Origin of the sequence: Pseudomonas asplenii (genome assembly GCF_001293465.1) — a bacterium.
Classification (GTDB): Bacteria; Pseudomonadota; Gammaproteobacteria; order Pseudomonadales; family Pseudomonadaceae; genus Aquipseudomonas; species Aquipseudomonas fuscovaginae_B.
Genome location: NZ_JSYZ01000009.1, coordinates 630,676 through 643,783, shown reverse-complemented (window position 1 = coordinate 643,783; position 13,108 = coordinate 630,676). Strand labels below are relative to the sequence as shown.

The 13,108-nt window shown below is 62.5% G+C and carries 13 protein-coding genes; 5 read left to right on the top strand and 8 right to left on the bottom strand.

Going from position 1 to position 13,108, the window contains the following annotated elements; translation table 11 throughout:
* The first annotated feature begins 191 nt into the window (after positions 1-191).
* The 4 genes from PF66_RS14725 (at position 192) to PF66_RS14710 (ending at position 2,532) form a co-directional block, all read left to right on the top strand.
* Positions 192-953 (top strand): FKBP-type peptidyl-prolyl cis-trans isomerase, encoded by a 762-nt coding sequence (locus tag PF66_RS14725; protein ID WP_054057198.1) that lies wholly within the window; start codon positions 192-194, stop codon positions 951-953.
* 300 nt (positions 954-1,253) lie between these two features.
* Positions 1,254-1,709 carry a YkvA family protein gene (locus PF66_RS14720; protein ID WP_054057197.1) on the top strand — a complete coding sequence of 152 codons (456 nt, stop codon included), beginning with the start codon at positions 1,254-1,256 and terminating at the stop codon, positions 1,707-1,709.
* A gap of 113 nt (positions 1,710-1,822) precedes the next feature.
* Positions 1,823-2,164, top strand: a complete 342-nt coding sequence (locus PF66_RS14715; protein ID WP_054057196.1) for a helix-turn-helix domain-containing protein — start codon at positions 1,823-1,825, stop codon at positions 2,162-2,164.
* Positions 2,161-2,532 carry a hypothetical protein gene (locus PF66_RS14710; RefSeq protein ID WP_054057195.1) on the top strand — a complete coding sequence of 124 codons (372 nt, stop codon included), beginning with the start codon at positions 2,161-2,163 and terminating at the stop codon, positions 2,530-2,532. The genes PF66_RS14715 and PF66_RS14710 overlap by 4 nt, the downstream gene beginning before the upstream one ends.
* Before the next feature lie 30 nt (positions 2,533-2,562).
* On the opposite strand, the gene PF66_RS14705 is transcribed toward PF66_RS14710, so the two are convergent.
* Entirely contained in the window at positions 2,563-4,338 is a 1,776-nt protein-coding gene (locus PF66_RS14705) for a bifunctional diguanylate cyclase/phosphodiesterase (RefSeq protein WP_054063075.1), read from the bottom strand.
* A 135-nt stretch (positions 4,339-4,473) separates the two neighbouring features.
* Positions 4,474-6,558, bottom strand: coding sequence for a carboxy terminal-processing peptidase (locus PF66_RS14700; protein WP_192842663.1), 2,085 nt, complete (start codon positions 6,556-6,558; stop codon positions 4,474-4,476).
* 182 nt (positions 6,559-6,740) lie between these two features.
* Between PF66_RS14700 and PF66_RS14695 the strand changes: the two genes are divergently transcribed.
* Positions 6,741-7,703 carry a zinc-binding dehydrogenase gene (locus PF66_RS14695; protein ID WP_054057192.1) on the top strand — a complete coding sequence of 321 codons (963 nt, stop codon included), beginning with the start codon at positions 6,741-6,743 and terminating at the stop codon, positions 7,701-7,703.
* A gap of 66 nt (positions 7,704-7,769) precedes the next feature.
* On the opposite strand, the gene PF66_RS14690 is transcribed toward PF66_RS14695, so the two are convergent.
* From PF66_RS14690 to PF66_RS14665, 6 genes are all read right to left on the bottom strand, one after another.
* Positions 7,770-8,423 carry an HAD family hydrolase gene (locus PF66_RS14690; protein WP_054057191.1) on the bottom strand — a complete coding sequence of 218 codons (654 nt, stop codon included), beginning with the start codon at positions 8,421-8,423 and terminating at the stop codon, positions 7,770-7,772.
* A 43-nt stretch (positions 8,424-8,466) separates the two neighbouring features.
* Positions 8,467-9,456 carry an ABC transporter ATP-binding protein gene (locus PF66_RS14685; protein ID WP_054057190.1) on the bottom strand — a complete coding sequence of 330 codons (990 nt, stop codon included), beginning with the start codon at positions 9,454-9,456 and terminating at the stop codon, positions 8,467-8,469.
* The gene (locus PF66_RS14680; RefSeq protein WP_054057189.1) at positions 9,453-10,253 is read right to left on the bottom strand and encodes an ABC transporter permease; all 801 of its coding nucleotides are present in this window, start codon (positions 10,251-10,253) and stop codon (positions 9,453-9,455) included. The genes PF66_RS14685 and PF66_RS14680 overlap by 4 nt, the downstream gene beginning before the upstream one ends.
* Entirely contained in the window at positions 10,240-11,103 is an 864-nt protein-coding gene (locus PF66_RS14675; protein ID WP_162491340.1) for an ABC transporter permease, read from the bottom strand. The genes PF66_RS14680 and PF66_RS14675 overlap by 14 nt, the downstream gene beginning before the upstream one ends.
* On the bottom strand, positions 11,082-11,888 hold the full coding sequence (locus tag PF66_RS14670) for an alkaline phosphatase family protein (protein WP_054063073.1): 807 nt from the start codon (positions 11,886-11,888) through the stop codon (positions 11,082-11,084). Before PF66_RS14670 ends, PF66_RS14675 begins: the two co-directional genes overlap by 22 nt.
* Before the next feature lie 148 nt (positions 11,889-12,036).
* Positions 12,037-13,104, bottom strand: a complete 1,068-nt coding sequence (locus PF66_RS14665; RefSeq protein WP_054057186.1) for an ABC transporter substrate-binding protein — start codon at positions 13,102-13,104, stop codon at positions 12,037-12,039.
* Positions 13,105-13,108: the final 4 nt, after the last annotated feature.

Genomic DNA, 13,108 nt, shown 5'->3' with positions numbered 1-13,108 from the left:
GTACTGGCTCCCGCTGGCGGAGCGGCTGTTTCGTTGGACGTAAGCAGAATGTCAGCACTGTGTAAAATGCTTTGCGGACCTGAACTTATCGACTGTTTTCGGCTCTGATCCCGGTAGCCATTGGTCGCGGCCGCCTGATAAGCTCGCGACTTTATTCGAATGCCCCCTAGGCGCATGAACAAGGAAATAGCATGAAACAGCATCGGTTGGCGGCGGCGGTGGCCCTGGTTAGCCTGGTACTCGCGGGCTGCGATTCGCACTCCAGCGTAGAGCTGAAAACCCCGGCGCAAAAAGCCTCCTACGGTATTGGCCTGAACATGGGCAAGAGCCTGGCCCAGGAAGGCATGGATGATCTGGATTCCAAGGCCGTGGCCCAGGGCATCGAGGATGCCATCGGCAAGAAAGAGCAGAAGCTCAAGGACGAAGAACTGGTCGAGGCGTTCGCCGCGCTGCAGAAGCGTGCCGAAGAGCGCATGGCCAAGCTGAGCGAAGAGTCGGCAGCCGCCGGCAAGAAATTCCTCGAGGAAAACGGCAAGAAGCCTGGCATCGTGACCACCGCTTCCGGCCTGCAGTATGAAGTCGTCAAGAAAGCCGACGGTCCTCAGCCCAAGCCGACCGACGTCGTCACCGTCCACTACACCGGCAAGCTGATCAATGGCACCACCTTCGACAGTTCCGTGGATCGCGGCAGCCCGATCGACCTGCCGGTCAGCGGCGTGATTCCTGGTTGGGTCGAAGGCCTGCAACTGATGCACGTCGGCGAGAAGTACAAGCTGTACATTCCGGCTGATCTGGCTTACGGCGCGCAGAGCCCGAGCCCGGCGATTCCGGCCAACTCGGTTCTGGTGTTCGACCTGGAACTGCTGGCGATCAAGGATCCGACCAAGGCTGACGATGCGGAAGCTCCTGCCGCCAAGCCTGCCGGTAAGGCCGCCGAGAAAGCTGCGAAGTAATCCTCCGGTTTGCCCCGCGAAAACGCCCCGTTCTACGGGGCGTTTTCGTTTGTGCGGCATGATGGGTTGCAATAAACCGAACATATACTGCCGACAGCAGTCTTAACATTGAGCTAATTGGCGTAGTCGTAGACTGTCGCCAAGTCAATGAAATATTGGGGTTTTTTTAGTGAGTAAAAAACGCCCGATCTGACTCGGACCCTTGTGCGACGGGGCTTTCAGCCATGAAATGCCGCTCTGTTCACAAGGTTATCCACAATTTGTGTGGATAACCTTGTGCGCCTGATCGCTGGAGTGATGATGAAAACACCGTGGAATTTCGCTCGCTTCCTGCCCCTGGCCCAACGCCTCCTGGCGCGTGGACGCCTGCCCACTTTACTGTTCGCAGTGGCGAGCAAGAGTGCCCGGGAAGGCGGGCGGCTGGGCAAGCTCAAGGAGGACCTGAAGCTGTTGCAGGTCTTGTGCCTGGCCTACTGGCGCGGTGAATATCGCGCGGTCAGTGCCAAGTCGATGGTCATCGTGGTGGCGGGCCTGATGTATTTTCTCAGCCCGATCGACGCGATTCCGGATTTCATCCCGTTATTCGGCATGCTCGACGATATCGCGGTGCTGGCCTGGGTGATGAATGCCCTGGACCAGGAGTTGAATGCCTTCCGGGCCTGGCGCGAGCGCCAGGTGCCGGAACACCTGGTGGCGGTCGAACGCCTGCCGGAGACCCCGAAGCAGTTGCAGCTCGAACGCAACGACAAAAATTGACCTGAATCCCCTCGTTTGAAGATCACACACACGAGCGACTCTGGTGGCTGTTAATATTAAGCTACTAGGAAAGCGCTGACTCGCTATGTGTAATCGTCCTACGGGGTGTAGTAATGGATCTTCAAATAATTACACGTGACGGTGAACCGGAATATGCGGTTCTCCCCTGGGCTCAGTACCAAAGTTTGCTCAAGGCTGCCGGCTTGCGCAGCCAACAACCCCCTCCGACCTCTTCTGACACGCCTGTGGCGCCGGCCGCCGCCATGCCGGCGTTCGACCAGTTGCGCACCCTGCGCGAAGCCAAGGGGCTGGCGATCGAGGTGCTGGCACGGACCGTGGGCATCAGCCCATCATACCTGGGGTTGATCGAGAGTGGTGAGCGGGAGCCGGATGCCGCGATTCGCCGCAGCCTGGCCTGGGAATTGGGTGTCGCCGGATGGAGGGATGCATCGTGAGCGTGCGAATCAGTCGTCAGCATTGGGAGGGCCTGCTGGGGGAACTCGATCAGGCCCGTCGGCAGCGGCATCTGTTGACCTATCGGGCATTGCTCGAGCGTCTGCAACTGCCCAGCCCTGCCATGCAGACCCTGACGGCGGCGCTGGAGCACCTGGCAGCCCTGGATGCCAGGGCCGAGCAGCCGTTGCGCAGTTCATTGGTGATCAGCCAGGGCGCGAGCCGTCTGCCGCGTACCGGTTTTTTCGAATGCGTGGAGCGCCTGGGGCGCTTTTCCGGTCCGTCGGACGGCGTGGCGGCGGCTTCCTGGCACGCATCGGAAGTGGTGCGGGTGTTCGAGTACGACTATCCCGAGTCGGCCGAAGCCTGATCTCGTGGGGCCTGTTCGCGGACTTGCAGCTCAGGCGCTGTCTTCGAGCGAAGTGATCTCGGTGCTGTCGATGACGTGGATGCTGTGGCCCGGCACGTTCTTGGCGTGGTGCTTGGCCTGTGAGGCCAGCTCGGCCAACTGGCTGGCATCGAGCAGCCCGCAGGACTGCGGCTTCAGGTGCACCGCACCGATGGACAGGGACAGCAGGGCAAACTCCTGGCGCAGGCCCTGGCGGTTCGACGCGATGAAACAGCCGGCCTCCAGATGCTCGGCACGGTAGAAGCGCCGGCACTGGTTCTGGAAGTCATCGACCAGGTGATCCAGGCGTTTCTGCCAATCATCCGAACCCAGCACCAGCAGGAAATCATCACCGCCGATGTGGCCGACGAAGTCGCGGCTCGGGTCGACCCGCTCGTTCAGGCACTGCGCCAGGCATAGCAATACTTCGTCACCCCGGCCGTAGCCGTAGATATCGTTGAAGGGCTTGAAGCTGTCGATGTCGACATAGCAGATCAACGCTTCGCGTTGCTGTTGCAACAGACGGGCCAGGCACTGCTGGATCGGCACGTTGCCGGGCAGCAGGGTCAGCGGGTTGGCGTAGCGGGCCTGCTGGATCTTCAGTTCGGTGATCAGTTTCAGTACGTCGATCACCCGTCCAAGGCCCAGGTAGCGGCCATTGAGGGTGATGATGAAATCTTCCTCGATACGTTGCCGGGCACGGCTGGTCAGCAGTCGGCTGACCTGTTGCAGCGACTGGCTCGATTCCACGGCGAGGAAGTCATCGCTCATCAGCCGGCTGATGGGCTTGCGGGCGAACAGGTCGGTGGCGAACGGCTTGAGCAGCGCATCCGACAGCGAATGCCGATGGACGATGCCGCAGGGCCGGTGCTGTTCGTCCAGCACCGCCAGCGAATTGAGATTGGCCTGGCGCCGAAAGGCCTCCAGCACCGTCGCCGTGGCGGTGTCCTGGGTCACTGCCGGTTGTTCGATGAGCAGGGCGCTGAGGTCGCTGCCGTCCTCGCTCAGGACGATGGAGGTGTTTTCCACCTTGGGCAGCAGGGCGTGGGCATCCTGTGGCGGGTTTTCCTGGGGACGGCAGAGCAGGTAGCCCTGCACCAGGTCGACGCCCATTTCGGTCAGTACCGCCAGTTCTTCCGGCAATTCGATGCCTTCGGCGATCACCCGGGCCCGCGAGGCCTTGGCGATCTGCAGGATGGAGCCGACGAACTCGCGCTTGAGGCCGTCCTGGTGGATACCATCGATGAAGTGTCGGTCGATCTTGACGTAGTCCGGGCGCAATTCCGACCACAGGCGCAGGCTGGAATAGCCGGCCCCCAGATCATCCAGGGCGATCGAGAAACCCATGTCGCGGTAGTGGTGCAGCGCGTTCTGCAGCAGTTGGAAATCGTCGGTGGGGGTTTGCTCGGTCAGTTCGATGACCACGTTGCTGGGGTCGATGCCGAAGTCCTGCAGCCATTGCAGGGTTCGTCCCGGTGGGTGGCTTGGCTCCAGCAGGGATTCGGGGGATACGTTGAGAAACAGCTTGCCGGGCAGTTTCTGTTCGCTGAAACGGCGGCAGGCACTGAGCCGGCAGGCCATTTCCAGTTCGCTCAGGCGTCCGGCCTGACGGGCCACGGCGAACAGGCTGACGGGTGAGTGCAGCGGGCTGTTGGAGGGCCCGCGACTGAGCGCCTCATAGCCGACGATACGTCTCTCGGACAGTGAAATGATCGGTTGGAACAGGCTGTGCAGACCACTCTGAGCCAGGATTGAACTCAAGGCGTTCAGCTGTTCGGTCATGGTCATGGCAGTCTCTGTCGAAAGAAAAGGACCGGAGGCGGCTCCCGGCTCGGGAGACGTGTCCAGTCCTTTATTTCACGACAGAATGATGACTGTTTGATGACGCTCCGAAGAGCAATCACACTAAATTGCTATCACTCGTCAGTGCTTGGCCACCGCGGTATTCAGACGCAGGTAATCGAGCAGGATACGCCCGGTCTCGCTCAGGTAGGCGTCGTCTTCCGGCTTGGTTTTCTTGTCCGGGTCAGGCGGCAGGGCGTCGTCGTCCTCTTTCTTGAGTTCCTTGAGCGCGTCCTCGCCCTTGGCCTTGCGGCGGGCGTTTTCCATGGCCAGTTGCTTGGCATCGATATCGGCACGCTGGGCGCGACGCTCGGCCTCGTTCAGGCTCACGGTCTTTTCCTTCAGCAGCTTCTCGGCCAGGGCCAGCTTGTCGCGGATGAAGATGAACTCGGCATCCTTCGCCGCACGGGCCTCGTGGTCGGCCTTGAGCTGGGCCAGGAACGGCTTGAACGGGTCCACCGCCGGCTTGATCGAAGGACGGATGGTGTCCCACGGCATGGCTTCCGGCAGCGCGCTTTCGCCGATTTCCTTGGTGTCGATGATCGACGGGAAGTCCACGTCCGGCAGTACGCCCTGATGCTGGGTGCTCTGCCCGGAAACCCGGTAGAACTTGGCCAGGGTCAGTTTCAGTTCGCCATGGTTGAGCGGCTGGATGGTCTGCACGGTGCCCTTGCCGAAGGTCTGGCCACCGATGATCAGCGCGCGATGGTAGTCCTGCATGGCGCCGGCGAAGATCTCCGAGGCCGAGGCCGACAGGCGGTTGACCAGCAGCGCCATCGGACCCTTGTAGAACGCACCGGGGTTTTCGTCCTCGAGCACGTCGACCTTGCCGTCGGCGTTGCGCACCAGCACGGTCGGGCCCTTGTCGATGAACAGGCTGGTCAGCTCGGTGGCTTCCTGCAGGGAGCCGCCGCCGTTGTTGCGCAGGTCGATGACCACGCCGTCGACGCCTTCCTTCTGCAGCTCGCCCAGCAGTTTCTTCACGTCGCGGGTGGTGCTCTTGTAGTTCGGATCGCCAGCACGGAAGGCCTTGAAGTCCAGGTAGAAGGCCGGGATGTCGATCACCCCGAGCTTGTAGTCCTTGCCATCCTGCTTGAGGTGCAGGATCGACTTGCTTGCCGCCTGGTCTTCCAGTTTCACCGCCTCGCGGGTGATGGAGACGATCTTGCTGGTCTGGTCGTTCGGCGCGTTGCTTGCCGGAATGATTTCCAGGCGGACCACCGAGCCCTTCGGACCACGGATCAGCTTGACCACTTCGTCCAGGCGCCAGCCGACCACGTCGACCATTTCCTTGTCGCCCTGGGCGACACCGATGATCTTGTCGGACGGCGCGACCTGCTTGGTCTTGTCGGCCGGGCCAGACGGCACCAGGCGCACGACCTTGACCTGGTCGTTGTCGCTTTGCAGCACGGCGCCGATGCCCTCGAGGGACAGGCTCATGTTGATGTCGAAGTTTTCCGCGCTATCAGGAGACAGATAGTTGGTGTGCGGGTCGTAGGACATCGCGAAGGTGTTGATATAGGCCTGGAAGATATCCTCGGCCCGGGTCTGGTCCAGGCGGGCCAGCTGGTTCTTGTAGCGCTTGACCAGCAGTTCCTGGATCGCCTTGGGATCCTTGCCGGCGATCTTCAGGCGCAGCACCTCGTCCTTGACGCGCTTGCGCCACAGGTCGTCGAGTTCGGCGGTGCTCTTGAGCCACGGCGCGTCCTTGCGATCGATCAGCAGGGTCTCGTGGGTGGTGAAGTCGATCTTGTCGACGCCCTTGTTCAGCTCGGCGAGGGCGAAGTCCAGGCGGCCCTTGACCCGATCCAGGTAGCGCTTGTAGATGGTGAAGCCGGCATTGAGGTCGCCGCTCTTGAGGAAGTCGCCGAACTGGGTCTTCCACTTGTCGAATTCGGCGATGTCGCTGGCCAGGAAATAGCTGCGCGACGGGTCGAGCAACTTGATGTAGCTGTCGTAGATGATCACAGAGCGCGCGCTGTCCAGCGGCGGCTTGCTGTAGTGGTGGCGCTTGAGCAACTCGACGACGTTCAGGCTGGCGATCACCTCGTCACGGTCGGGCTGAAGATTGTCCCAGCTGTTGGCTGCGAACGTGTTGCCCGAGAACGCCGAAACGCCAAGGCCGATGAAAAGGGCAAGTGCAGTGCCGGGGAACAAATGCTTCATGCTGAGTCGACGCGGGGACAATTGATCACGCATATTAGGCCGTCTTTAAAGTCGCCGGTTCCGTGGGACTGAGTGCCAAAACCGCCATTGAGGGTTTCGCACGAGTCGCGGACCGGTCGCATAATGCAAGAAAGCCCGGTGCTACAGCTCCGGGCTCAGTCCAGACTCACTATGGAGGCACTGTGAAGGCATTGCAAGGCGTTGAAGGTCAAGTGGAGTGGCTGGAAGAGCCGAATCCGGGTTGTGATGTGGGGCAAGTGCGCATTCGCGTCGCTGCTGCGGGGCTCAACCGGGCCGATCTGTTGCAGAAGGCCGGGCTCTATCCGCCACCGCCGGGAGCCAGCCAGGCGCTGGGGCTGGAGTGCTCCGGAGTGATCGTCGAAGTGGGAGCCGGTTCCGCCTGGCAGGTCGGTGATCGGGTCTGTGCGCTGCTCGCCGGCGGCGGCATGGCCGAGGAAGTGGTGGTCGATGGCCGCCATGTGCTGCCGGTGCCGGAAGGCCTGAGCCTGGTCGAAGCGGCCGCGCTGCCTGAGGTCTACGCCACGGCATGGCTGAATCTGTTCCAGTTGGCGGGCCTCAAGCCCGGTGAAAAGGTGCTGTTGCATGCCGGTGCCAGTGGCGTCGGTTCGGCGGCGATCCAACTGTGCAAGGCCTTCGGCAACCCCTGCTGGGTCAGTGTCGGTTCGGCGGATCGACTGGCCTATTGCGAGTCGCTGGGTGCCCAGGGCGGGGCGATTCGTGGTGACGATATCGAAAGTCTGAACGACTTCGCCCCCTTCGACGTGATCCTCGACCCGGTGGGCGCGAACTACGCGGCGCTCAACGTGAAACTTTTGTCAGCTGACGGGCGGTGGGTGCTGATCGGCCTGATGGGCGGGCGGGAAACCCAGTTGGACCTGGCGAAGATCCTCGCCAAGCGTATCCAGTTGCTGGGTTCGACCCTGCGCAGTCGCGATGCGCAATTCAAGGCCGATCTGCTCGCGGACTTGAACCAGCACGTCTGGCCGCTGTTTGCCGACAAGCGCCTGAGCCCGCAACTGGCCAGGACGTTCCCGATCCGTGATGCCGAACTGGCGTTTGCCGAGCTGGCCGGCAACCAGGTGGCGGGCAAGCTGGTGCTGGTGATTGATGAAGCCCTGGTCTGATTGATTCTTCCGTGGGGGCGCAGCCTCTTCGCGGGCTTGGCCGCGAAGAGGCCGTCGCTGCGTGTCTCAGTGCCAGGCGTGAATCGGCCAGCCGGCCTTTTCCGCCTGTTCGCGCAACACCGGGTCCGGGTTCACCACGTGAGGGTGGTCGACCTTGAGTAGCAGCGGCAGGTCGTTGCGCGAATCGGAATAGAAACTCGCGCCTTCGAGGTTTTCCCCTTCGGCGTCGAGCCATTCCAGCAGGCGGGTGATCTTGCCCTCGCGATAGGTCAGGATGCCGGTGGTCTGGCCGCTGTAGACCCCATGCAACACTTCCAGCTCGATGCCCAGCACCTCGTCGATGCCCAGGCGTTCGGCGATCGGCCTGACCAGGTGGGTGCCCGAGGCGGAGATCACCAGGATCCGGTCACCGGCCGCACGGTGCTCGGCAATCGCCTTGCACGCATCGCTGTAGATCAGCGGCTCGATCACCTCCTCGACCCACGGTTCGACCAGGTGTTCGATTTCCTCCGGGGTCCGCCCGGCCATGGGCTCCAGGCTGAACAGCATGAACTCCTCCATGGCCAGTTCGCCCCGGCTGTAGGCGTCCATCAGTTCGTTGTTGCGGCGCATGAAGGACTCCGGGTCGACCCAGCCCAGGCGTCCCATCTGCTCGCTCCAGAGCGTCGCGCAGTCGCCGTGAATCAGGGTTTCATCCAGATCAAAAATTGCCAGGGCCATCAGTGCAGCTCTCTCTTCGGAAGGACATGCTTGAAACAGGACATCAGGCTACCTCACAAAGGGCCGCCGGATCGATGGACAGGGCCAGGCGTCGTCCATCGGGGTGCAGGTCGGCGGCCGAGCGGTTGAGCACGTCCACCAGCAGTTCGACACCGCGGGCCTCGACCCGGTAGCGGATGACGTTGCCCAGCAGACTGTGGCCACGGACCAGGGCATCCGGTTCGCCTTCGGTGTGCAGCTCGATGGCTTCCGGGCGGATCGCGATGCGGCTGCTGACCGGCCGTTGCAGCAGGCGGCTGGCGGCCTCGGCGTCGAGCAGGTTGTAGTTGCCGATGAAGCCGGCGGCGAACACGTCCACCGGCGCGGTGTAGAGCGATTCGGCGTCGCCGCTCTGGACGATGCGGCCCTGGTTCATCAGGAAGATACGGTCACTCATGGTCAGGGCTTCTTCCTGGTCGTGGGTGACGAAAATGGTGGTCAGGCCCAATTCGCGCTGGATCGCCCGGATCTGTTCGCGCAGGTGCTTGCGAATGCGCGCATCGAGGGCCGACAGCGGCTCGTCGAGCAGCAGCAGGCGCGGGCGTGTCACCAGCGAACGGGCCAGGGCCACGCGCTGGCACTGGCCGCCGGACAACTGGTGCGGGTAGCGGGTGGCGAAATCGTGCAGCTCGACCAGCTTGAGGGCTTCCATGACCCGCTTGTGGCTGTCGTCGGCGTTGACCTTCTGCATCTTCAGGCCGAAGGCGACGTTCTGCTCCACGGTCATGTTGGGAAACAGCGCGTAGCTCTGGAACACCATGCCGATCGCGCGTTTCTGCGGGCTCAGCGGGACGATGTCCTGGCCGTCGAGCAGGATCCTGCCGCTGTCCACCGGCGTCAGGCCGGCGATGCAGCGCAGCAGGGTGGACTTGCCGCAGCCGGAGGGACCGAGCAGGGTGATGAACTCGCCCTTGGCGATTTCGCAGTTGATATCGCTGAACACCGTGGTGCCGGCGTAGGTCTTTTTCAGGTTCTGGACGCTGATGAAGCTCATTGGCTCTTGTCCTTATTGAGGCGATTGGCAACCCACGTGAGTACCAAGACGAAGAGGAAATAGGAGATCACCAGCGCACTGGTGAAGTGACCGCTGCTGTTGCGCATGTTGTTCAGGTACACCTGCAGGGTCTCGTAGCGGGTGCCGACCAGGATGTTGGCGAACACGAACTCGCCGAACAGGAACGAGAACGACAGCAGCAACGCCACCATCAGGCCCTTGCGCAGGTTCGGCAGCACCACCAGGAATGCTGCCTGCCAGGTGCTGGCGCCGAGCAGATGGGCGGCGTCCATCAGGTCGCGCAGGTTGATCGCCTGCAGGTTGTTGGTGATCGCCCGGTACATGAATGGCAGGGCCACGGTGAAGTAGCAGCCGATCAGGATCCACGGCGTGCCGACCATGGCGAACGGCCCGGAGCCGTAAAGTTGCAGCAGACCCACCGAGGACACCACCGGCGGCACCGCGAAGGGCAGCAGGATCAGGATGTTCATCAGCGCGTCGAGGCGCGGGAAGTGGTAGTGCACCACGAACAGCAGCGGCAGGATCAGCACCACCGACAGCAGCAGTGCGCCGACGCAGACGATCAGCGATTGGCCGAACGCGCCGAGAAAGCGCGGGTCGCTCCACAACTGCAGGTACCACTTGAAGGTGAAACCGCTGGGCAGCACGGTCGCCGACCAACTGCTGGCGATGGAGTAGACGAAGGTGCCGGCCAGCGGCAGCAGCAGGATCAGGAACAGCAGGTAGACCACCACGCGGTGGTAGAGGCTGGCGGAGCCGGGTTCAACGCGCGACATGGTGGCTCCTTTTCAACAGCCATTGATGGATGACGGTGACGAAGGTCATCAGGCCGACCAGGATCACCGCCAGCGCGCTGGCCATGTTCGGGTCGAGGCTGATGTCGCCGGAGACCATCGCGGCGATACGGATCGGCAGCACGTTGAAGTTGCCGGTGGTCAGGGCGTAGACCGTGGCGTAGGCGCCCAGGGCGTTGGCCAGCAGGATCACGAAGGTGCCCAGCAGCGCCGGAGTCAGCACCGGCAGGCCGATGTGCCGCCAGAACTGCCAGCCCTCGGCGCCGAGCAGCGCGGCGGACTCGCGCCAGTCTTCGCGCAGGGCGTCGAAGGCCGGGTAGAGCAGCAGCACGCCCAGGGGGATCTGGAAGTAGGTGTAGAGGATGATCAGGCCGGTCTTGGAGTACAGGTTGAAGTCCTGGATGATCCCGGCCTGTTTCAGCAGGAGGGTGAGGGTGCCGTTGAAGCCCAGCAGGATGATGAAGGCGAAGGCCAGCGGCACGCCGGCGAAGTTGCTGGTCATGTTGGCGAAGGCGTTGACGAAGTCGCGCAGGCGCGAGTCGACACGGCGCAGCGAATAGGCGCCGAGCAGGGCGATGAGCATGCCGAACACGCTCGACCAGAAACTGATCTCCAGGCTGTACTGGATGGCCTGCAGGTAGAACTTCGAACCGAAGATCTTGTTGAAGTTGGCCAGCCCCCAGCCGTCGTCTTCCGATTGCAGGCTGTTGATCAGCACCCAGGCCAGCGGGGCGATCTCGAAGACGATGAAGAACAGGGCGAAAGGCGCCAGGCAGAGCAGGGCGAGCCATTTGCCACGGGTGATTGAATTCACTTCAACAGCTCCCGGCATACAGGTTTGTCGTGGTGCACGCCCAGCAGTGTGCAGATCGTGCCGCAGAGCTCGGTCTGCCGGGGTGCGGCATCGGGATTGAAACTGAAGGCGTCGCCGAGGACGAACAGCGGTACCTCGCGCTCTTCGGCCAGCAGGCCGTTGTGCGAGCGGTCGTTGTTCATGCCGTGGTCGGCGGTCACCAGCACCTGATAGCCGGCGTCGAGCCAGCCTTGCAGGTAGTCGGCCAGGATGATGTCGGCCGAGCGTGCGCTATTGCGGTACTGGGCGCTGTCCAGGCCATGCTTGTGGCCGGCATCGTCGATATTCATCGGATGCACCAGCAGGAAGTTCGGCGCGTGTTGCAGGCGCAGGCTTTCGGCGTCGGCGAACAGGTGCGAGTCGGGGTAGTGATCCATCCAGTAGAAATGCCCGTGCTGGATCGGCAGGCTTTCGTTGTGGGTGTGGCGATCGCGGGCGGCGACGAAGGGCGAGCGGTTGTACAGCTCGCTGACCCAGTGATAGGCCGCTGCCGCAGTGCGCAGGCCACCGTCGCGGGCGTAGTGGAACACGCTGCGCTGGTTGGACAGGCGCGTGACCTGGTTGTGCACGATGCCGCTTTCGATCGGGGCGACACCGGTGAGAATGCATTCGTAGAGCGGTCTGGAGAGCGACGGCAACTCGCATTCCAGTTTGTACAGCGCCGCGCGTCCTGCGCCTGCGTAAGCCTGGAGATGGCCCATGGCGTGCCGGGCGACCTCATGGTTCAGGCCATCGAGCACGACCAGGATGACGTTGTGCTGCATGAGTCGGGCCTCTAGTTTCAAGGAATCTGCAAACTTGTAGGAGCCTGGCTTGCCAGCGAAGGGGGCCTTGAGGGCGATAAAAGCTTCGCGGGCAAGCCCTGCTCCTACGCAGTTCAGTGGTGCTTGCTCGACAGTCAGCTATCGAGCCTTACTGCATGTTGATGATGACTTCTTCCTGCCACTTCTGCGGCAGTGCCTTGGACGTCTTCTCCCAGGCGTCGGCATCCTTGATCGGGGTGACGTGCTTGTACTGCTCGTTGGGCAGCAGCTTGGCCTTCACGTCTTCCGGCAGGGTCAGGTGCTCGGCGCGGATCGGCCGGGCATTGCCGCGGGCCAGGTTGGTCTGGCCGGCATCGCTGAAGATGTACTCACGCGCCAGCTTGGCGGCGTTCGGGTGCTTGGCGTACTTGTTGATGATGGTGGTGTAGCCGGAAATCACCGAACCATCGGAGGGGATCAGCACGATGTAGTCATCGGGGTTGGCCATCTTGGCCTTGTAGCTCAGGCCGTTGAAGTCCCAGACCACGCCGACTTCCACTTCGCCCTTCTCCATGGTGGCGATGGTCGGGTTGGCCAGCGACAGGCGACCCTGCTTGGCGATCTCGGCAAACATCAGCAGCGCCGGCTGGATGTTCTTCTCGTCGCCGCCGTTGGCCAGTGCCGCAGCGAGGACGCCGTTGGCGGCCTGGGCGGCGGTGCTCACGTCACCGATGGAGACCTTGTACTTGCCGGTCTTCAGGTCAGCCCAGCTCTTGGGGACTTCGGAGCCGTGCAGCAGCTTCTTGTTGACGATGAAGGCGATGGTACCGGTGTAGGCCAGCGCCCAGTTGCCGTCCTTGTCCTTGGCCCAGGCCGGAACCTGTTCCCAGGTGCTCGGCTTGTACGGCTGGGTCACGCCCTGCTTGGTCGCGATCGGACCGAAAGCCGCGCCGACGTCGCCGATATCGGCGCTGGCGTTGTCTTTCTCGGCGGCGAACTTGGCGATTTCCTGGGCCGAGCTCATGTCTGTGTCGATGTGCTTGAGGCCGTACTTGTCGCTCAGGTCCTTCCAGGTACCGGCCCAGTTGGCCCAGTCATCGGGCATGCCGACGCTGTTGACGGCGCCTTCTTTCTTGGCCGCGGCCTCCAGGGCCTGCAAATCGGTATCAGCGGCCATGGCGCTGGTGCACAGGGCGATGGTCGAACCTAACAGTGATGCCAGGAAAAGCTGTTTCATCCGA

Excerpts from the sequence above, each read along its gene's own strand:
- PF66_RS14725 (WP_054057198.1), top strand. The coding sequence starts at position 192 with ATGAAACAGCATCGGTTGGCGGCGGCGGTGGCCCTGGTTAGCCTGGTA.
- PF66_RS14720 (WP_054057197.1), top strand. The coding sequence starts at position 1,254 with ATGAAAACACCGTGGAATTTCGCTCGCTTCCTGCCCCTGGCCCAACGC.
- PF66_RS14715 (WP_054057196.1), top strand. The coding sequence starts at position 1,823 with ATGGATCTTCAAATAATTACACGTGACGGTGAACCGGAATATGCGGTT.
- PF66_RS14705 (WP_054063075.1), bottom strand. The coding sequence starts at position 4,338 with ATGACCATGACCGAACAGCTGAACGCCTTGAGTTCAATCCTGGCTCAG.
- PF66_RS14700 (WP_192842663.1), bottom strand. The coding sequence starts at position 6,558 with ATGAAGCATTTGTTCCCCGGCACTGCACTTGCCCTTTTCATCGGCCTT.
- PF66_RS14690 (WP_054057191.1), bottom strand. The coding sequence starts at position 8,423 with ATGGCCCTGGCAATTTTTGATCTGGATGAAACCCTGATTCACGGCGAC.
- PF66_RS14685 (WP_054057190.1), bottom strand. The coding sequence starts at position 9,456 with ATGAGCTTCATCAGCGTCCAGAACCTGAAAAAGACCTACGCCGGCACC.
- PF66_RS14680 (WP_054057189.1), bottom strand. The coding sequence starts at position 10,253 with ATGTCGCGCGTTGAACCCGGCTCCGCCAGCCTCTACCACCGCGTGGTG.
- PF66_RS14675 (WP_162491340.1), bottom strand. The coding sequence starts at position 11,103 with ATGCCGGGAGCTGTTGAAGTGAATTCAATCACCCGTGGCAAATGGCTC.
- PF66_RS14670 (WP_054063073.1), bottom strand. The coding sequence starts at position 11,888 with ATGCAGCACAACGTCATCCTGGTCGTGCTCGATGGCCTGAACCATGAG.
- PF66_RS14665 (WP_054057186.1), bottom strand. The coding sequence starts at position 13,104 with ATGAAACAGCTTTTCCTGGCATCACTGTTAGGTTCGACCATCGCCCTG.